Source organism: Bacillus sp. CZDM1 (assembly GCF_055502545.1).
In genome coordinates this window covers 146,008-164,278 of record NZ_JBUESO010000001.1, presented here as the reverse complement: position 1 = coordinate 164,278, position 18,271 = coordinate 146,008, and the positions used below count along the sequence as shown (strand labels likewise).

The following is an 18,271-nucleotide window of genomic DNA, read 5'->3' as shown; positions in this document are numbered from 1 at the left end:
TTTAGATATGAAAAAATTAATCATTGCCGTTATTATCCTGTCCTTTTGCGGCTTCGGCCCCTTACAGTCATTTTTTCAAAGCAGCACGGAGAAGGAGGGAGAAGAAGCCAAGAGTATTCCTTTCCTAGGAAAGTTAAAGGATTCTTCGGAAAGTGAGAATAAGCAGGAAACCTTTCTCATTATCGAAAATAGGAAAGGTGCTGCTTCATCAACAACAGAACCAGGGCTGTTGTTAAAATATGATAAAGACCATAATAAAATCGAGTACGGGTCTATCATGCTTGCACTTAATGGCAAAGAAGGCGAATTGGAGCAACTGAAAAAACAGGCAGCAGAAAAATATCAAGTAGAAATTGATTATTGTTTTATCTATGATACTTCTGGTTTCGGGACATTGATTGATTTGATTGCCCCGAACGGGATAGAAATGAAGACTGGAAATGAAGGGCATTTAGATGGTGAAAGACAAATACTAAAGGGAGAGGATTTTGTCCAATACTTGGAGCAGCTAAAAATGAATCCGGGGTATGCAAAGGAATTATCTCCAATATTTATGTTGTTAAAAGAAGAAATATTGAAAGAAATATCTGCTGAGGATTTCCTCACTTTAGCACCACAAATTCTGAATGAGACCTTAAAAAATGTCAAAACTGACATAGGAAAAGGAAAGTTAATGGATTTGGGATTAACGGTAATGATGAACCCTGTCAGTTCAATTGAACAAATAGAATTAGTGGCTGCTAATAAAGATAACAAGCTTGAACATGTAAATAAAATGTTAGAAGACGAACAAGGCTTATATTAGAGTGGTGAGAAAGTGAATGAGTTCATTCGCTTTCTCATTAATTTTCAGGAAGAATATCTAATAATTGCCGAATTCTTTCTTTTTTATGTTCTATCACTTCTGCAATAAATTGACTATATTCATTGTTTTTTTGTGAGGCAAGCTCCTCAAATAATTCCTTTAATTGTTCAAGGTGTTCTTTAAGGGTATATTCATTCACGCCAGAACCCCCTGACTGTACCTTGCGTAAAATAATTTCCACGAGCCTGTCATTGGTTGCTTCGAGAGATTTTGTCCCTTGTCGAACATATATGGCACCATAACGAAGTTCATTCCTCTGAACAACTGAGGTGTAGGGCACATATTTTGGATCATATTCAATGATGAGTACCTGAAATCTTTTATTGCTTAAGGTTTGTTGGTCACTGCTAAAATAAAAATCCTCCGTCCGATATTTTAAGTATTTTGGCAGTAAATTTGCCAGTTTATTATCTATATCTGCTTTATCTAAAAAATCATCTTCGTTTAGTCCAGTTAAGGAAATTGAACCCTCATCATTTTGACTGACACCAACAATAATACAGCCGCCGCCCGAATTTGCGATTGCAAGCACGTGTTTAGCCATCTTAGAAAACTCTGTCCATTTGGTTTTAAAATCTAGAAAATCTGTTTCACCCGTATTGTGAAGGAGAAGGTCTTTTAGGGTTTCGTGTGATGGGTTCTTAACAAAGTGAAGGAGACTTTTTGGGTAGACATACTCATAAATCATGAGGAAAGATCCTTTCTGAATATTCTTTTACTACTATTATAAGCCACTTTTATCTGGTTGATAGCCCAATTTCAGCTATAATAAAAGGAAGATCAGATGAAAAAGAGGTAAGGTAAGATGAATAATACTGAGGTATATATTTTATCCGGATTTTTAGGAAGTGGAAAAACGACACTATTGAAAACATTGCTTGAAGATGAGCGAATATTAGGCCGGAAAACCGCCGTGATGATGAACGAATTAGGAAAGGTTTCAATTGATTCAGAAGTCGCTCGGGACGAAGATGTTGCCTTGAAGGAGCTCTTAGGGGGCTGTATCTGCTGTTCCATTCAGGACAAGCTTGAAGCACAGCTGCAAGGTTTATTATTGAATGAAAAACCAGAAGTTATTTATATTGAAACTACGGGTGCTGCACACCCGGTTGAAGTTCTAGATGCCATCCTTTCACCCTTATTTGCAGATCATTTTACGATAAAAGGAATTGTAACAACTGTAGATGGATTAAGATGGCGTGACAGAATGACGTTAAGTCCACAGGTTCATCAATTACTGCTCGAGCAGGTCAGACATGCAGATTTTATCCTTGTTAATAAAATGGATGAACTGTCGGAATCAGAGCAGTCAAAAATTATTTTCGAAATACAAGGAATCAATTCTCCTGCACGCTGCTTATTAACAAATTATTCTAAAGTGTCTATTGATGAACTGAGAAAACTGACACTATCATCAAATGCAAAACAATCCAGTGCTGACTTTTCGAAAAAAGCGCTTAATTTAAGTACGTTTGTCTATCAATTCCAAGAGCCAATTAACCATTCTGATTTCGAGGATTTTTTGAAGGGTTTACCTGAGAGTATATATCGTATCAAAGGCTATATTAAATTTGATTCTATATCAAAACCCTATCTCTTCCAATATTCTTATGGAATGCCTATCTATATGAAGGAAGAAATGAATTTACCTTTAAATCTCGTGTTTATCGGCGAAAATATTGATTGGTCACAGATTGAGGAAAAGCTTGGTAAACTTAAAAGAGACTTCAAAAAACAAAATAAAAATGAATGAACATTTCTTCTTCAGGTAACTCTTTTAATGTAGTTATTTTTTCATTGTAAAGGGGGATTAGATGAAGAAGAAAACAGTTTTTGTGATGGTTATTCTATTCCTCCTAAGTGGTCAAGGGATTCATGCCGCAACCAATATTAGTTACAAAATTGAAATGCTGCCATGGGAAGAAGTTAATAATGTTTTGCCGAAGTATTCAAAGTTTACGGTTCTAGATCTCGAAACAGGAAAGAAGTTTAAAGTGCAAAGACGTGCGGGCAGTCATCATGCTGACGTACAGCCATTGACACCCAAGGACACAAAAATCATGAAAAAGATTTACGGAGGAAAATGGAGCTGGAAACGGCGTTCGATTATTGTGATTCATAAAGATCAATGGATTGCCGGGTCGATGCACGGGATGCCGCACGGCGCGGGTGCCTTAATAAATAACTTTCCAGGACATTTTTGTATCCATTTTTACGGCAGTACCACTCATCGTACAAATGCAATGGACCTGTCACATAAGCTGATGATTTTAAAGGCTGCAGGGAAGCTGGAAGATTATTTAAGCAAAACAACTCCATATGAAACGGTTGAGGCGTATATTGCTGGCTTAAAGCAGCAGGATGCCTATATTTCAAAGGTAATCTCCATACAGAAGGTTAAATGGAAACCGATATTAGGCAAAATTGAAAATGTTAGAATTACACGGATGCCGATCTTACCGGCAGAAGATTTAACACGGGAAATAAGCATGGATGTTCCAATAGAAATTGATTGGTTTATTAAAAATAGAGGAAGGCAGCACTATCGTGGTGAAATCCATTTAATCAGGTTTTCAACGATGGAAGCCTGGAAAGTAGACTCTGAATTATTTTTAGAAGAAAATGACCTAAAATAAATAAAAAAACACCTTTAGCAAAAGTTAAAGGTGTTTTTCCTATTAGGCTTGTTCTCCAAATTTAATGAACGTTCTTTCGTCCTCAATTAGACCACAGGAGGCACATTGGATCCGATAATCAGGTCCGTTGTATGGAAGATGAAATGGCTCTAATTCATTTTGACTGTATTCTTTCATAACTTCACCTGATTGCGGGTCAAGCTTTACCGATTGCGAAACTTGTTGAATGATATTAAAACGACTACGATTGGTTTTGCAATTTGGACATTTATAAGGCGTAGACATATATTTCTCCTTTCACGGTGTTGTTGATATCTATTTTTTGCAATAATATTGGAAAGTATGTAACAATGCAATTGAGGGGATATGGAGGTGGGGTTATTGACGATAGGAAATATCAATTTTGATGAATTACTAGCTGAGTATCGTCAGGTTTGGAATAATCGTATGCTAGCTGCCAGTGATAGAAGCAGTGAGGAGACTTTAATAGAAGCTGTTAAAAGAGAACTGCTAGATGAGAACTCTCATCCGAGAATTCGGAAGAATAAATTTGAAAAATACTATTCCGCTATTAGCAGAATCTCACAGTCGACAATCTCAAATGAAGCTAAAGTATCACTTATCCATGTCCACAATGGTATTATGGAGAAATTGATAAAGGAGAGCTAAACCATGAAAAAATTTAAAATTCTAAGTCTATTGTTTTTGGCTTTATTGATCGTCAGTGCATGTGGTAATAAAGAAGATCAAGATCAAGCGGATACAGAGTTACCTGAGTTTGTAGAAGTAAAGTTGACTGTTACCCCGGAGCATGGACAAGCCAATGAACCGATAGTATTTGAAGCAAAGGTTACACAGGGAGAAGAGAATGTTGAAGACGCAGACGAGGTGAAATTTGAAATTTGGCGTGCAAAGGATGAAAACCATGAAAAGGTAACAGTAAAGCATGCAGAAGACGGAATCTATCGTTTAGAAAAGTCGTTTTCACAAGAAGGAACGTACTATATTATTTCACACGTAACAGCTAGAGATATGCACAATATGCCTAAGAAAGAATTTGTTATTGGAACAGCTAGTGAACCAGAGGACCCAAATGAATCGAAGGATTCAATGGATATGGAAGGGCATTAAAGAGTAAAAAGACAGCAGTGTAATTGAATTGCTGTCTTTTTTCTATATTTCTGTAACATCTATTTGCGAGTATTGAATGTCATATGATTTTATTAATTTTATTTCAAGTATTCCATCTTTGTATTTAGCAGAGGATCCCTTCTTTTTTACCATCGCTGGAAGTGTGATGGAATGTTTAGCATCTCTTTCAGGTATATGTTCCACCATCAGCTGATTTGCAGTATGATAAATCCGCAGCTCTTTAAGGAGTGATTCATCCTTAATTGGTATTCTAACGAATACAGAATCATGTGTTTCAAAGGCTGAAGAGTTTAATGGATTTCTCTGCTGATTGGGTTGGGATTGATAATGATTCACGACGTCTTGAGGATTTATGGTTCCTCCTGATTGAGATGCCATTACATTCCCCATAATGCCTTTAATAAATTGGTCGATTTCATCCGGTTTCATATGCTGAAGCTTATTCTTCATGTCTTTATTAAAAGGGAATAAATTCCACGGGAACATAATTTCCTCACCTTTTCTGCAAACTCTCTCTGGGCATTGATACCCTATACTATGCAATAGAGGTTTTAAACGTTATAAATTCCAATTAATTTTGCATATATAACCAAGCATCAATCATATAGTTAAGAAAAACATTTATGAGAGGTAATGGCTCTTGAAGAAAAAAACGGCTTTAATTACCGGAGGAGCTACTGGTCTAGGGAAAAATACTGCATGGCAGCTTGCAGAACAAGGTTATAGGCTTGCGATTAATTATCGAAACAGTAAAAAAGAAGCTTTACTTTTATCTCAAGAGCTTGAAAAAAAATTCGGAAATAAGATCATTTGCATTCAAGGTGATGTAGCAAATCAGTTGGATTGTACGCACATTGTTGAACAAGTCTTGTCGGAATTTTCCTCGATTGATGTTGTCATTCATAATGCAGGACCATATGTACGTGAGAGAAAGAAAATGACGGAGTATTCAAACAATGAATGGAATTATTTAATAAATGGGAATTTAAATGCAGTTTTTTATTTATCCAAAGAAATCATTCCGTTTATGCGAAAGCAGCACTGGGGAAGAATTATAACCATAGGCTTTGATAGAGTGGAAACGGCTCCTGGCTGGGTTTATCGATCGGCATTTAGTGCAGCAAAGACAGCACTTGCGTCACTCACTAGAACCATTGCCATTGAGGAAGCGAATTTTGGAATTACCGCTAATATGGTTTGCCCTGGGGATATCATCTCTGAGTGGAAGGAGAAAGATATTGAAGACTCCATCTTAAGTGAAAACGTTCCAGTTGGGCGAAAAGGAACAGGGGAGGATATATCAAGAGTAATTTCTTTTCTTATTGATGAGAAATCAGACTTCATTACTGGGTGTATTATTCCTGTAACCGGAGGAATGGACGTTCTCGGAAAGGCCTATTATCAAGCAAGATCGCCACAACAAACGAAAGAAACGTAATAAGTCTTTCCTTTTACAATTTTTGAACTATTCGATTTTATAGCATAAATTGTATTCCTTTTGTGGATAATAGATGTAACACATCTATGAAAGGAGCAAAATAAAATGAGTTTTAACATGAACAGAATTAATCCAAATCAAACTCAAGTATTTTTTCATGATGGTCGTTTTGAAACATTAACGAATGAGGAACTAGAAGAACTTTTGCTCCACATGGGTATTAGTGAGGTTAATTCAGGAATGGAACAAGATGTAACGGATTAATAAAAATCCTTAATAAGTACAAAAAGAAGAAGCAATCGGCCAAGGCCGGTTGCTTCTTATGCTTCTAACAAATGTGAAGGTTCTTCTTGTACTGCACCATTTCTCATGAGATAGAAGGAGTATTGGTCTTTAGGAATTTCATATAAATCATACACATCACCATCAGCATTCAACTGCTCATAAAGTGATTTTCTAGTTTCATTGGCTTTAACAACATAAGGGAGTTTTTCGGCAGCCTTAATAGACCTGATATTTACCTTACGTATCCTCATAAAGATGGTTTCTATTCCCATATTATAAAAAACTTCCTGGAAAAAAGCGTCCTTTGCAGGGCTGTTGTAGCCTTTCCCATGGTATGGCTTACCAAGCCATGTGCCTAAAAATCCAGCATTATCTTCAATATCAAATAGATTAATGGTTCCGATTGGATTACCCCATTCATCAAGAATCGTCCGTGAAATCAATTCACCGCGCTCTTCTGCTTCTATGGTTTGTTTGGTCATAAATATAAATTCTTCATAAGAATCACATTTTTGACGCACAAAAGGAAAGACATCTGGATGCGACATTAGTTCAAATAATACATGGCTGTCATGAAGATCTCGTTTCTTAAGCATTGAATTTCCCTCCATTGGGCAATCCGATCCCATGTCTAAAGAAGCGGCCCACCCTCGAAATTTTTTATTCAGATAAACTAAAAAATTTCGGGGTGGGAATCGAACCCACTAGAACCAGGTATTACTGGTGGCGCACCATTTGCCTTCCCTATATCATTTTTTTTGTTGATGAAAAATAATGTGATTTACCCCCCAGATTTTTAGGCCTTTTTCGGTGTCACTTAGAGTATCATACAAGAAAAAATAAAAAAAATAAATAGGTTTTTTGCTGTTTTTTTGAGATTATTTACTGGCAATTTTCAACAAATTTCTACTCTTCTGAGAAAACGATTTCACCGTGAATCATCGTCCATTTTGGTTTTGCTAAATAATGAAACGGATGGTGACTCCAAAGTACTAAATCAGCTTCTTTTCCCCCATCAATGCTTCCCAAATGAGCGTCTAACTTTAGGTTCCTCGCTGGTAGAATTGTGATTCCTTCAAGTGCCTTTTGCTCGGAAAGACCCTCGCGCACAGCTATGCCCGCACATATATTTAAATATTGAATCGGGGTATAAGGATGATCGGTTGTTATCGATACTTCGACACCGTTATTAGTAAGCTCTTGATAGGTTTTCCAAGTCTTGTTTTTCAGTTCAATTTTTGATCTTCTGGTTAAGGTCGGTCCGACAGAAACTTTTAAGTTGATTCCAGATAACTCACTGGCAATTAAATGTCCTTCGGTACAATGCTCAATTCTTAAATCTAGGTTGAATTCTTCAGCAAGCCGTAATGCGGTAATAATATCGTCAGCACGATGCGCATGAATTCTGACAGGTATTTCTCTTTTTAAAGCCATAACGAGTGGCGCTACTCTTAAATCCTCAGGGGTATCTGTATGGATTGCTTTAAAAAAAGCTTCCCTGAGCATTCCCATGATTCCCATTCTTGTAATCGAGTCATTATTTCCTTGACTGTGAATTCTTTTCGGATTTTCTCCCAAGGCAAGCTTTAGACCCGCAATTTCCTGAACGATCATTTTTTTTACATTTTTACCCGTTGTTTTAATAACAGATGTGGTTCCTCCAATGACATTGGCACTGCCAGGCATAACATGTGCAGTTGTGATGCCGCTTTTAACTGCATCGGTAAAGGCGGGATCTAATGGATAGACACCATCAATGGCTCTTATATGCGGTGTCATGGCTTCAGCTGTCTCGTTTGCGTCATTACCAGCCCAGCCAGTTCCTTCATCATATAGACCTAAATGTGTATGAACATCAATGAATCCTGGTAAAAGATAATGATTATTACAGTTAATAATTTTGATCGTTGAATCGGTATCGAGATTATTCCCCACCTTTATTATTTTCCCATTATCTATTAGGACATCACCATTTTGAATCGGTTGGGATGTGATCGGGTAAACCATTGCATTTTTTAAAAGTATTTTCATGATAATTAAACCTTTCTACACACTCATAATAGTATTTTTACTATTTTATCAACAGTTCTGTTGAAGTGATAGTGGAAAATAAGTGATTTTTTAAAAAATTACGAAACCTTTTCCTGGAAGCAGCGTAAGTATTAGGGAAAGATAGAAAAAATATTTCCTTTGGGGGAATCATAAAATGGTGAAAAGTGAAGAAAGAATGCTTGCGGCTATTCTCTATGTTGTTAGTCTTTTTTTCCCGATTATAGGCCCACTGGTTATCTGGTTACTAAAGAAGGATGAGTCATCATTTATCAATTATCATGGAAGAGAATATTTTAACTTTTTCATTTCTTACACGGTTTATTCAGTAATATGCGGTATCTTAGTTATCCTTTTGGTTGGTATTTTCCTATTATGGATTTTGGGGATTATGGCCTTAGTATTTACGATCATCGCTGCAGTAAAAGCTTATGAAGGAAATGAATATCGATTCCCATTAGTTTTTAGAGTAATAAAATAGACCAACTAGCCCGGCAAAAATAATTTTTGCTGGGTTTTGAACGTTTTTATAGTTCAAACGTCATATCTTTATACAAAGCAAAACAAGGGGGAATGAACATGGAATTTTTAGAAGGAATTAACTGGGGGTTAATTGCGCCATTATTTATTATCCAACTAATTTTATTAATCGTATCACTCGTAGACATATTCAGAATCGAAAAAACAAATGGTCCGAAGATTCTTTGGATATTTATTATTGTATTTGTAAATATTATTGGACCCATTCTCTATTTTGTGATTGGAAGGAGAAATGATTAATGTCTCTCATACAAATTAAAGGGCTAAAAAAGAGTTTTCAAGGTCATGAGGTAATAAAGGGTCTGGATTTTAAGCTGGAAAAGGGCAAGTGTATTGCCCTTTTAGGCCCAAATGGGGCAGGTAAAACGACAACACTGCGGATGCTTTCAGGTTTAATGAAACCGACTGCGGGGACTATTTCATTTAGTGATGCTAAAAAAGATGGGGACATTCGCCATTTAATTGGCTACCTGCCTCAGTTCCCTGTTTTTTATGACTGGATGTCTGGTTTCGAATTTCTTCAATATGTGGGAAAGCTTGGTGGACTAACAAGTAAGGAAGCAAAGGAACGTTCCTTGGAGCTGCTTGAACTAGTTGAAATCAGTGACGCGAAAAATAGAAGAGTAGGTAAATACTCTGGGGGAATGAAACAAAGGCTCGGAATCGCACAGGCAATCATTCACCGTCCGCAGTTAGTTATGCTGGATGAACCAGTTTCTGCATTAGATCCATTTGGCAGAAGAGAAGTACTCGAGCTTCTAGAGGGATTAAAAAAGGAGACAACGATACTATTCTCTACTCATATCCTGAATGATGCTGAGGAAGTATGTGATGAAATATTATTTCTACATAATGGAGAAATTGTTGAGTCCGGGACAATGGAGAACTTGCGTGAGCGGCACCAGCAGCCAAAAATCGACTTGATTTTCCAAAAGAAAACGGAGGAGATGGAGAGAGCACTTAAAAACCATCCCTCAACTCGGTCAATATTGGTGGATGGAAATCGGATTAGTGTATTTGTTACGAATCTAGAGCTTGCCAGTAAAGAATTTTTAATGATGGTTCTCGAAAAAGAATGGCAATTGGATAGATTTGAAATGAGCAGTATGACACTTGAGGACATATTTATGAAGGTGGTGGGAAAATGAGTCAATGGATGACACTTTTTCAAAAAGAGATTCTTGAAATGTGGAGGAATTTTAAATGGATTTGGGTACCCATTACCTTTTTCTTATTAGGCGTATCAGAGCCGTTAACGAGTTATTATTTACCACAAATTCTCAAATCATTTGGTGGTTTGCCAGAAGGATCGGTCTTTGAAATACCAACTCCAACAGCTGGTGCTGTATTAGCTTCAGGGCTCAGCCAATACTCTACAATTGGGGTTTTAATCATTGTTCTAGGTACTATGGGTGTGATTGCCGGTGAACGAAAAAGTGGGGTGGCAGCCATGATTTTAGTAAAACCGGTCTCCTATCTGTCTTATGTTACATCTAAATGGGCGGGCAGTCTTTTGTTAGTGTGGTTTTCGTTATTTATTGGGTATTTATCAACCTGGTATTATACAGGTCAGTTATTTGAGTGGGTAGCTTTCGAGGAATTTTTCCAATCGTTTGTTCTATATGGATTATGGTTAACTATCATATTAACTGTAACTGTATTTTTTAGTTCAGCTCTCTTGTCTCCTGGTATGGCAGGATTCATATCGCTGTCACTTGCACTGGTAGTAAGTATTATTAGCGGGGCACTTTCTCACTTACTAGAGTGGAGCCCTTCGCAATTAACTAGTTATGCAGGGGCTTTGCTAACTACTGGGGTAGTTCCCGATGATACGCTACCAGCTAGTTTAATAGGCATCCTCCTCATTGTCATCCTATTATGGTTAAGTGTGTTTCTATTTAAGAAAAAAGAGCTTGCCTCATGATTTTAGTTGAAATATAGCAATAGAAATGAAGAGGCCAGCAAATGGCTTCTTCATTTCTACTAATTTAACGAAAAAACTCCTATCATTTTTTTTGTCCACGTTTAATAGAATAAATATAAGAAGGGGCAGATAAGGAGTTTTTTCTAGATGAAAATACATGAATTTTACCGTGGCAGTGCCAATATAACCTTAAATGGAAGCATAGCAGCGCTTGTTCCTGCAATCATCATAGGAGTTGGGAATCTATATTATTTTCAAAATAAACAGATTATGTTATTAATGATACCTTTTATTATTTACAGCCTTATTAGTTTTCAAATCTATCTTTATAGGGTGAAGCAATCTGTGTCAATCGAGCGTACTATGACACAATTGCAAAGCTATTACCAAAATATTTTTGAAGCAAAACACCTGGTTGTTGTTTTCATGAACCACCAACAGCCGAGTTTACATCTCTTTTTTCCTGATGGGCATCAAGCAGGAATGATTAAGAAATATAAGCAAAAAGGTTTTCGTTTGTTTAGAAAATCGAGAATATACGCGCTTTATAATAAACAAGAACAGACTGTTGGATTTTATAAAATAAAGCAGTCAAAGAGGTTAGTCGTTGAGGTTTATGATCGAAATATGAACTTTGTAGGCTGCTATGAAAAAGAAAAAATATCTTGGTTGAAAGAGAAGAAAGAAATGATCGATGAGAGTGGTCATAACATTGGCGCTGTGGAAGGTTCGGCATATTATATGGATGAGCGAGTTTATAATCAATCAAGACTGCAGGTCTGCCGGCTGAGACGCGGGTGGATGCCAGTTGAATGGAGTGGTCGTTTTCCGGAACCAAATACTCCCGTCCTTTCGCTTTCAGATACTTTATCAGAAAAGGACAAGCTTTTGAGGATGTCCTTTTTGATTAATGAATATTTTATTGAAAGGTAAGGGAGTGTCTTTCCTGCCACATATTTGATAGAATTAAGTATCAAAATTGCGGAGGTTTTTGTTGTGCTAATTGATTTAATTAAAGGCCATGGTTCAGGGAATGATTTTCTTCTAATAGATGAAATATCCAATCCATATTCCTTTTCAGAAACTGAAAGAGCAGAGCTAGCAAGTTTATTATGTAACCGAAATTCTGATTTAGGTGCAGATGGTATTCTGTTTATTATGAAAAGTGATCTTGCTGACGGGAGAATGAGGGTGTTTAACACTGATGGTTCAGAGGCATCAATGTGTGGAAACGGTCTTCGGTTGGTTGCCAGATATGTTTGTGAAATGCAGGGGCAAAGTGAAGCGGTTATTGAAACAATGAAGGCGGATTTAAAGGTAAGTAAACAGCAAGATATCTTTCCCGCTGTGACTACCTACCAAGTAGAGATTTCACCCGTTTCATTCCTTTTAAGTGACCTGCCATTGAATCTAAATGAACCAAACCTAATAAATGAAAATATCCCTGAGCTATCACAGGAGTTGAAATTTTCTGCGCTTGCGGTGCCGAATCCACATTTAATCTCGATTGTGGAAACAGAGCAATTGAAATCCCGAGTGCAAAAAGAGATAAGTGAGAAGGTAAATAATCCAAATGAGTTGTTCCCTGACGGCGTAAACGTCAGCTTTGTTAAATCTTTGGATGAGGGAAGTATTTATGTAAATACCTTTGAGCGTGGAGTAGGCTTCACAAATGCTTGTGGAACAGCAATGTCTGCATCTTCATTAGTCACCTGTCTACAAGGGTTAAATGAAGTAGAAGATGTAATTAATGTCTATAATAATGGTGGGAAAGTGCAATGTGTAGTTCACGAAAATGATGAGGATTACTACATTGATTTGATTGGAAATGCAACTTACTTATACCAAGCACAGGTTGAAGTTGATTTGGCTCGGAAAACTTTTGAAGTAAGTTCGAAGGAAGATTTTGCTGAACAGCAAACCTACGAAAAACTACAAGCAGAAGCTCAGGCCTATTTGAACAGAGCAGGATTGTAAAATAGTTAAGGTCACATAGAAATTTTATGTGACCTTAACTATTTTTTTGGTTTATACAGGTAATCTGGAGTGACCGAAGAGATTATTGGACTTGAATTTGGGTCAATGCAGGCGGGCTGGAGTGACCGAAGAGCTTGTTGAAAATGAATTGTGGTCAATGCAGATAGTCTGGAGTGACCGAAAAGCTTGTTGAAAAGGAGTTTGGGTCAATGCAGGATTTAGGGTTGGGTTTATAGTGACCGAAACCTGATTAATAACAAGTGCGCGGTCACTATGAGTTATTTCTTAGCTTTTAATACTTCTAACACGGGTTCAAAGGCCTGAATAGATTTGGTGTGAAAGTAATTTTTAAACGGGTCGCCTTGTTTTCGAATACGATTCAGGGCATTCTCCATCGTAAAGTGGACGGGATTCAGTTTATCACACACTTCTTCCCAATAGAGTGGAGTAGCAACCCCGGCATGTTCATTGCCCCTCATGGAATATGGGGCAACTATCGTTTTTCCTTCACTATGCTGCACATAATCAACGTAAAGACGGTTTCCACGATTTTTTTTCATACGTTCGATGGTAAACGAATCAGGATCCATAGATATTAAATAATCGGCAATAAAGCTCGTGAATAGACGTGTATCTTCAAAGGAAAATACATTCTCAGGGAGCGGCAGATAGATTTGTAATCCTTTATTTCCTGATGTCTTTACAAATCCAATGAGATTTAATTGATCAAGGACCTCTTTGATTAACAAAGCGGCTTTTACTGCCAAATGAAATTCGTCCTTTGAGGGAGGATCTAAGTCAAAGACAATTTCACTAGTTCCCTTACTGTGAATGGTTTGAAAAGGGATATGGAATTCAATCGCCAGCTGATTTCCCAGCCAAATCAAAGTTTTTAAATTGTTGCAAACGATATAGTCGATTCCTTCAGCCTGATGTGTCTGCACAAAATCTGGTGCATAATCTGGACAATTCTTTTGATAAAAAGGATCACCAAACATGCCATGAGGGTAACGAATAACGGTCAAAATCCTGTTTTCTAAAAAAGGGAGCATATAAGGTGAAATTTCTCTTAAATACAGGATAAAGTCTGCCTTTTGTATATCATGATTTTTCCATAGAGGCTTATCAGGATGCGTAATATCCAAATCCTCAGGTAAGTTTTTTTGTTTAAAAATAAATTGTTCATATGTACATTCTTTCGGCTTTAAATCAAAGCGGAAGGTATGAAAATGAGGCTCGCGCAGCTGGTTATCATAAAGCTCAAGATATTTAACTTCTAGACAAATAGCCGGGTCAACATAGATAAATTGACTGTCCTCACGAACCATATTCTGCTTGATGGTACTTTGAAGTGCTGACTTTTCATCAGGCTTAAAACCAAAAAGCACATGACCAATTCCATGAATTTCCCCTTCTTTATACACTCCTATATAAAAGTATCCATTTGTTTTTTCAAAAGAAGTAATAAAGCAGGAGACGTATTTCCAATTTTTGTATTTTAACCATTGTAACGACCTTTTTCCTTCCTCCCAAAGGCTATTTTTATGTTTAGCAATTATTCCTTCCCCATCCTGTAATACAACGTTTTCCCATAACTTATTAAAATCTGTATTAGCCTCTACAAGCTGAATTAAATGTTCACTATATGGATCTGCTGCTATTGGAAGACTAAGTTGTTTGAAAAGGTTAATAAGCTCATCTTTCCGTTTGTCGAAGTGTTTCGAATGTATAGCTTTCCCTGCCCTTACAAGGATATCAAAGACCATTAATCGACAAGGCGATTTAGAAGCTTGTTCAGCAATTTTTTTAGGTGCTTTTAACCTGCCGCGAACCTGGATGGCAGCAAAGTTTGCCTTACAGGGACTTTCTAGAAATACCAGCTCACCATCAAGGCGAAGGGGAAGGTGCGGTTGAAATAACTCCTCGTGAGATTCTAGGTATTCCTTTATTTCCGGGAACTGAGCTAGCAATGGCTTATCATTTCTACTAGTTAATGTAATCCCGCTCTTATCCCAATTCAAAATAGCCCGAAACCCATCATATTTAACCTCGTACAGCCAATCAGGTTGAATGGTTAAATCAAAGGTTAGTGTTGGCAGCATCGGTTTCATTGGTGTATTTCCTTTCTTTTTCTTTATTTTGTTACAAACCATAATGAATCATCCTTTACCAATTGTTTTTAGGAATGGAGTCGGTTAATAAAAGCAAACATAATAACAAAAAGATTGGAGAATGACGCTATGCATACGATGTGGAAAGGCAGCATTAGTTTTGGGCTCGTGAATATACCCATAAAGCTTCATACGGCCACTGAGGATAAAGACATTAAACTTCGGACTCTGCATAATAAATGCAATGCTCCGATTAAATATGAAAAGATATGCACGGCATGTGAAGAGGAAGTAAAGCCAGAGGACATCGTTAAGGCATACGAATATACAAAAGGTAAATTTGTCGTTCTTGACCATGAGGACCTCGAAAAGCTTCGCAAGGAAAATGAAGAGAAGGCTGTAGAAATCATTGATTTCGTCAAAATGGAAGAAATTGACCCTATATATTTTGACCGGAGTTATTATATGTCACCAAATGAAGGTGGAGGTAAAGCCTATTCTTTGCTGCGAAAAGCTCTTCAGGAATCACATAAAGTGGGAATCGCAAAAATCATTATTCGGTCAAAAGAGCAAATGGCAGTTATTCGTGTTTATGATAATACATTAGTAATGGAAACAATCCATTTTCCAGATGAGGTTCGCCGTTCAGCTGATGTTCCCAATGTTCCACCGGACGATAAAGTAACCGATAAAGAATTAGATACAGCCATTATGCTAATTGACCAATTAACATCTGAATTTGAACCTGAAAAATATACAGATGAGTATCGAACGGCATTACTTGAATTAATTGAAGCAAAACGTACTGGACAAGAAACCGTGACACCAACAGCGAAGGAGACACCTTCAAATGTTACCGATCTAATGGCTGCTCTGCAGGCGTCTATTGATAGGACTAAACCAAGTGGTGAATCATCTGGAAGAAAAGAACCTATATTAAAAAAGGAAACAACTGTAAAGAAAGAAACAATAGCGAAAAAGGAAACGATAGCCAAAAAGCCTGCAGCACCAAGAAAAAAGGCTGCACCAAAAGTAAAAAAAGAAGCATGAGGAAGCAGCCGATTCGACGAACTCGGGTCGGTTCTTTTTGAGTACTTAGGCTTAAAGCAATTGGTACTTTCACTCTCATTTTTGGCATATTATTATGGAAGAATTAAAATTTAAAGATGTTCGGGGGAGAGGGAATGGCCTATAATGTGCTTTTGTTTGCAGACCCTGGAATTGATGATTCTTTTGCTATCATGTATGCATTATTAAATCCTGATATAAATATTGTCGGTATTGTCAGTGGATATGGAAACACACCTAAAGAGCAATCAATTGAGAATACCGCCTATTTACTCACCTTAGCTGGAAGAGAGGATATACCTATCATTGCTGGAGCAGCCGGTCCATTGTCTGGTGAACCAGTTCAGTTTTATCCTGAAATTCATGGACCGGAGGGGCTGGGTCCAATTAAACCACCTGATACTTTTAAATTTACAAAGGTTCATGACTTTAATAAAATCCTCGAAATCATTAATGAATATAAAGGTAACCTGATTATTGTCAATGTTGGCAGATTGACGGAGTTAGCGCTCATGTTTATTTTGTATGGGGATGATGCTTTAAAGGACGTAAATGCTTTTTATATTATGGGTGGAGCTTTTTTAGTTCCTGGTAATATTACGGCTGAAGCTGAAGCTAACTTTTATTCAGATCCAATTGCAGCAAGGATTGTAATGGAAAAAGCACATAACGTTTATTTATATCCCTTAAACATTACGAATAAAGCCATTATTACACCAGAAGTCATCAATTTTCTTAATGAAAACAGTCCAACCCCCTTTAGACCGTTACTAAAACCTGCCTTTGATTATTATTTTAAGGCCTACCAAAAAAATATACCAGGTATAAAAGGTGCTCCTTTGCATGATGTAGTCCCATTAATGGCATTAACAAGTCCTGAAATTGTAAAGTATATTCCGAAAAGAGTGCGAGTGGAGGAATTTGGAAATGCTAAAGGGAAAAGTATCGCTGACTTTCGTCCAAAGCCAGATAAAGAACCAGCAGAAACCTTAGATTATATAGGAATGGAAGTGGACATTCAAAAGTTTATCAGCAATTTTATGGATGCCTTCTTAGTGGGGGATATTGGAAAAAAATAATTAATTACTATTTATTTATAGTAGCTTGCTAGTATGCTATACTATTAACTTTATTGACTTTTAGAAAGATATAAGGTAGTATGAAGATACGCTTTTAAGTTCGTGTAAATATTTATTGGTTTAAGTAGTCGTAACTGCACGAAATGTGGGTGATGTCTATTACCCTGTTGTGCAGTGCGGCTTTTGATTTTTTAAATGGTTATTAACTAAAAGTGAACAAATCTTTGGGGGTACTACTCATGAATAACGGTAAAGTAAAATGGTTTAATGCAGAAAAAGGTTTTGGATTTATTGAAGCTGATGGCGGTCAAGATGTATTCGTACACTTCTCTGCAATTCAATCAGAAGGTTTCAAAACATTAGAAGAAGGTCAATCAGTTTCTTTCGAAATTGTTGAAGGCGCTCGTGGACCACAAGCTTCTAACGTAAAAGCTGTTTAATTTATTTAAAAAATAAAAAGGTGGTGCAGTGATAAGGCATCACCTTTTTATCTTTATAAAGATGTATTTTGCTTTAAATATAAGAAACGGTTCTGCAAAAAGTACAAGGGGTGATCATTTTGGCGTTTGGTAGAAGAAATGATGAAGAAGTAAAGCTTGAAGAAACTAAAATTTGGGAATGTAATTCAGAGAAGTGTAAATGCTGGATTCGTGACAATTTTAAGAGCACTGAAGTGCCCCTCTGTCCAATATGCAAAAGTGAAATGAGTCTTAATACAAAAGAATTACAAGTCATTCATAATCATAGTAAAAACTTCATGTAATTAACATAAGAAAAAGCAGGGGAATATTCCTCTGCTTTTTCTTATGAATCAAGAGTTCCATTACAATAATTAAACACTAATAATTCCTCGTCCTCTTCAAGAGCAAAATCTAAGATCTTTTCAGTTCCTCTTTCATACAGATGATAGTGTGAAATTCTTGATCCCTTCTCATCAACTACAAAAAGTACCTTAATTCCAATTCCTTTATCTGAAAAGAGTTCATCCTCTTCGTCTATCTCCAGTTCAAGAAAAAATTCATAGCGGTCGCCGCTTAATAAACCAAATGGATCTACAAGTTTTTCAACTGTATGACCAGTAATATTCAATGAAATCATCCTTTGCAAAATATTTTCCTTTTTATTATATACATATTTAGAGGAGAAC

The 18,271-nt window shown here is 36.8% G+C and carries 24 protein-coding genes; 17 read left to right on the top strand and 7 right to left on the bottom strand.

What is annotated here, in order from left to right; translation table 11 throughout:
• Window positions 1-7: 7 nt before the first annotated feature.
• A complete protein-coding gene (locus ACY3XC_RS00895) occupies window positions 8-805 on the top strand; it encodes an LCP family protein (protein ID WP_464866914.1) in 798 nt (265 codons plus the stop codon).
• A gap of 37 nt (window positions 806-842) precedes the next feature.
• On the opposite strand, the gene ACY3XC_RS00890 is transcribed toward ACY3XC_RS00895, so the two are convergent.
• Window positions 843-1,553 carry an AlbA family DNA-binding domain-containing protein gene (locus ACY3XC_RS00890; RefSeq protein ID WP_464866913.1) on the bottom strand — a complete coding sequence of 237 codons (711 nt, stop codon included), beginning with the start codon at window positions 1,551-1,553 and terminating at the stop codon, window positions 843-845.
• Between the two features lie 117 nt (window positions 1,554-1,670).
• On the opposite strand from ACY3XC_RS00890, the gene ACY3XC_RS00885 reads away from it, so the two are divergent.
• Both ACY3XC_RS00885 and ACY3XC_RS00880 read left to right on the top strand, forming a co-directional pair.
• Window positions 1,671-2,618: a CobW family GTP-binding protein gene (locus ACY3XC_RS00885; RefSeq protein WP_464866912.1), complete on the top strand. Its 948-nt coding sequence runs from the start codon at window positions 1,671-1,673 to the stop codon at window positions 2,616-2,618.
• A 61-nt stretch (window positions 2,619-2,679) separates the two neighbouring features.
• Window positions 2,680-3,501: a hypothetical protein gene (locus ACY3XC_RS00880; RefSeq protein ID WP_464866911.1), complete on the top strand. Its 822-nt coding sequence runs from the start codon at window positions 2,680-2,682 to the stop codon at window positions 3,499-3,501.
• Window positions 3,502-3,543: 42 nt separating this feature from the next.
• On the opposite strand, the gene ACY3XC_RS00875 is transcribed toward ACY3XC_RS00880, so the two are convergent.
• Window positions 3,544-3,786, bottom strand: a complete 243-nt coding sequence (locus ACY3XC_RS00875; protein WP_095250593.1) for a DNA alkylation repair protein — start codon at window positions 3,784-3,786, stop codon at window positions 3,544-3,546.
• 96 nt (window positions 3,787-3,882) lie between these two features.
• Here ACY3XC_RS00875 and ACY3XC_RS00870 point away from each other — a divergent pair, with 96 nt between their 5' ends.
• Together ACY3XC_RS00870 and ACY3XC_RS00865 are read left to right on the top strand one after the other, a co-directional pair.
• Window positions 3,883-4,170, top strand: a complete 288-nt coding sequence (locus tag ACY3XC_RS00870) for a hypothetical protein (protein ID WP_464866910.1) — start codon at window positions 3,883-3,885, stop codon at window positions 4,168-4,170.
• 3 nt (window positions 4,171-4,173) lie between these two features.
• Complete coding sequence (locus tag ACY3XC_RS00865; protein WP_464866909.1) at window positions 4,174-4,632, top strand: FixH family protein; 459 nt, start codon at window positions 4,174-4,176, stop codon at window positions 4,630-4,632.
• Window positions 4,633-4,674: 42 nt separating this feature from the next.
• On the opposite strand, the gene ACY3XC_RS00860 is transcribed toward ACY3XC_RS00865, so the two are convergent.
• Window positions 4,675-5,139, bottom strand: coding sequence for an Hsp20/alpha crystallin family protein (locus ACY3XC_RS00860; protein WP_464866908.1), 465 nt, complete (start codon window positions 5,137-5,139; stop codon window positions 4,675-4,677).
• Window positions 5,140-5,293: 154 nt separating this feature from the next.
• Here ACY3XC_RS00860 and ACY3XC_RS00855 point away from each other — a divergent pair, with 154 nt between their 5' ends.
• Together ACY3XC_RS00855 and ACY3XC_RS00850 are read left to right on the top strand one after the other, a co-directional pair.
• A complete protein-coding gene (locus ACY3XC_RS00855; protein WP_464866907.1) occupies window positions 5,294-6,091 on the top strand; it encodes an SDR family oxidoreductase in 798 nt (265 codons plus the stop codon).
• A gap of 105 nt (window positions 6,092-6,196) precedes the next feature.
• Complete coding sequence (locus ACY3XC_RS00850; RefSeq protein WP_464866906.1) at window positions 6,197-6,355, top strand: hypothetical protein; 159 nt, start codon at window positions 6,197-6,199, stop codon at window positions 6,353-6,355.
• A gap of 56 nt (window positions 6,356-6,411) precedes the next feature.
• Here ACY3XC_RS00850 and ACY3XC_RS00845 read toward each other — a convergent pair whose 3' ends face one another.
• Window positions 6,412-6,972 (bottom strand): GNAT family N-acetyltransferase, encoded by a 561-nt coding sequence (locus ACY3XC_RS00845; protein WP_179159173.1) that lies wholly within the window; start codon window positions 6,970-6,972, stop codon window positions 6,412-6,414.
• Between the two features lie 310 nt (window positions 6,973-7,282).
• A complete protein-coding gene (locus ACY3XC_RS00840; protein ID WP_464867448.1) occupies window positions 7,283-8,410 on the bottom strand; it encodes an amidohydrolase in 1,128 nt (375 codons plus the stop codon).
• A 172-nt stretch (window positions 8,411-8,582) separates the two neighbouring features.
• On the opposite strand from ACY3XC_RS00840, the gene ACY3XC_RS00835 reads away from it, so the two are divergent.
• The 6 genes from ACY3XC_RS00835 (at window position 8,583) to dapF (ending at window position 12,866) form a co-directional block, all read left to right on the top strand.
• Window positions 8,583-8,906 carry a DUF4870 domain-containing protein gene (locus tag ACY3XC_RS00835; RefSeq protein ID WP_464866905.1) on the top strand — a complete coding sequence of 108 codons (324 nt, stop codon included), beginning with the start codon at window positions 8,583-8,585 and terminating at the stop codon, window positions 8,904-8,906.
• Window positions 8,907-9,004: 98 nt separating this feature from the next.
• Window positions 9,005-9,205, top strand: a complete 201-nt coding sequence (locus ACY3XC_RS00830; RefSeq protein ID WP_464866904.1) for a PLDc N-terminal domain-containing protein — start codon at window positions 9,005-9,007, stop codon at window positions 9,203-9,205.
• A complete protein-coding gene (locus ACY3XC_RS00825) occupies window positions 9,205-10,113 on the top strand; it encodes an ABC transporter ATP-binding protein (RefSeq protein WP_464866903.1) in 909 nt (302 codons plus the stop codon). Before ACY3XC_RS00830 ends, ACY3XC_RS00825 begins: the two co-directional genes overlap by 1 nt.
• On the top strand, window positions 10,110-10,889 hold the full coding sequence (locus tag ACY3XC_RS00820; protein WP_464866902.1) for an ABC transporter permease subunit: 780 nt from the start codon (window positions 10,110-10,112) through the stop codon (window positions 10,887-10,889). The genes ACY3XC_RS00825 and ACY3XC_RS00820 overlap by 4 nt, the downstream gene beginning before the upstream one ends.
• 147 nt (window positions 10,890-11,036) lie before the next feature.
• Window positions 11,037-11,822 carry a hypothetical protein gene (locus ACY3XC_RS00815; protein ID WP_464866901.1) on the top strand — a complete coding sequence of 262 codons (786 nt, stop codon included), beginning with the start codon at window positions 11,037-11,039 and terminating at the stop codon, window positions 11,820-11,822.
• A 63-nt stretch (window positions 11,823-11,885) separates the two neighbouring features.
• Window positions 11,886-12,866 carry a diaminopimelate epimerase gene (gene dapF / locus ACY3XC_RS00810; protein ID WP_464866900.1) on the top strand — a complete coding sequence of 327 codons (981 nt, stop codon included), beginning with the start codon at window positions 11,886-11,888 and terminating at the stop codon, window positions 12,864-12,866.
• Between the two features lie 278 nt (window positions 12,867-13,144).
• Here the strand turns inward: dapF and ACY3XC_RS00805 are convergent, their stop codons facing one another.
• Window positions 13,145-14,977: a DNA ligase D gene (locus ACY3XC_RS00805; protein ID WP_464867447.1), complete on the bottom strand. Its 1,833-nt coding sequence runs from the start codon at window positions 14,975-14,977 to the stop codon at window positions 13,145-13,147.
• A 129-nt stretch (window positions 14,978-15,106) separates the two neighbouring features.
• Between ACY3XC_RS00805 and ku the strand changes: the two genes are divergently transcribed.
• The 4 genes from ku to ACY3XC_RS00785 all read left to right on the top strand — a co-directional run bounded on the left by ku (window position 15,107) and on the right by ACY3XC_RS00785 (window position 17,887).
• Entirely contained in the window at window positions 15,107-16,027 is a 921-nt protein-coding gene (gene ku, locus ACY3XC_RS00800; protein ID WP_464866899.1) for a non-homologous end joining protein Ku, read from the top strand.
• A gap of 134 nt (window positions 16,028-16,161) precedes the next feature.
• Window positions 16,162-17,124 (top strand): nucleoside hydrolase, encoded by a 963-nt coding sequence (locus tag ACY3XC_RS00795; protein WP_464866898.1) that lies wholly within the window; start codon window positions 16,162-16,164, stop codon window positions 17,122-17,124.
• 239 nt (window positions 17,125-17,363) lie between these two features.
• Complete coding sequence (locus tag ACY3XC_RS00790) at window positions 17,364-17,564, top strand: cold-shock protein (RefSeq protein WP_132094519.1); 201 nt, start codon at window positions 17,364-17,366, stop codon at window positions 17,562-17,564.
• 119 nt (window positions 17,565-17,683) lie between these two features.
• Window positions 17,684-17,887, top strand: coding sequence for a cold-shock protein (locus tag ACY3XC_RS00785; RefSeq protein ID WP_464866897.1), 204 nt, complete (start codon window positions 17,684-17,686; stop codon window positions 17,885-17,887).
• 41 nt (window positions 17,888-17,928) lie between these two features.
• On the opposite strand, the gene ACY3XC_RS00780 is transcribed toward ACY3XC_RS00785, so the two are convergent.
• On the bottom strand, window positions 17,929-18,222 hold the full coding sequence (locus tag ACY3XC_RS00780) for a DUF6509 family protein (RefSeq protein WP_464867446.1): 294 nt from the start codon (window positions 18,220-18,222) through the stop codon (window positions 17,929-17,931).
• Window positions 18,223-18,271: the final 49 nt, after the last annotated feature.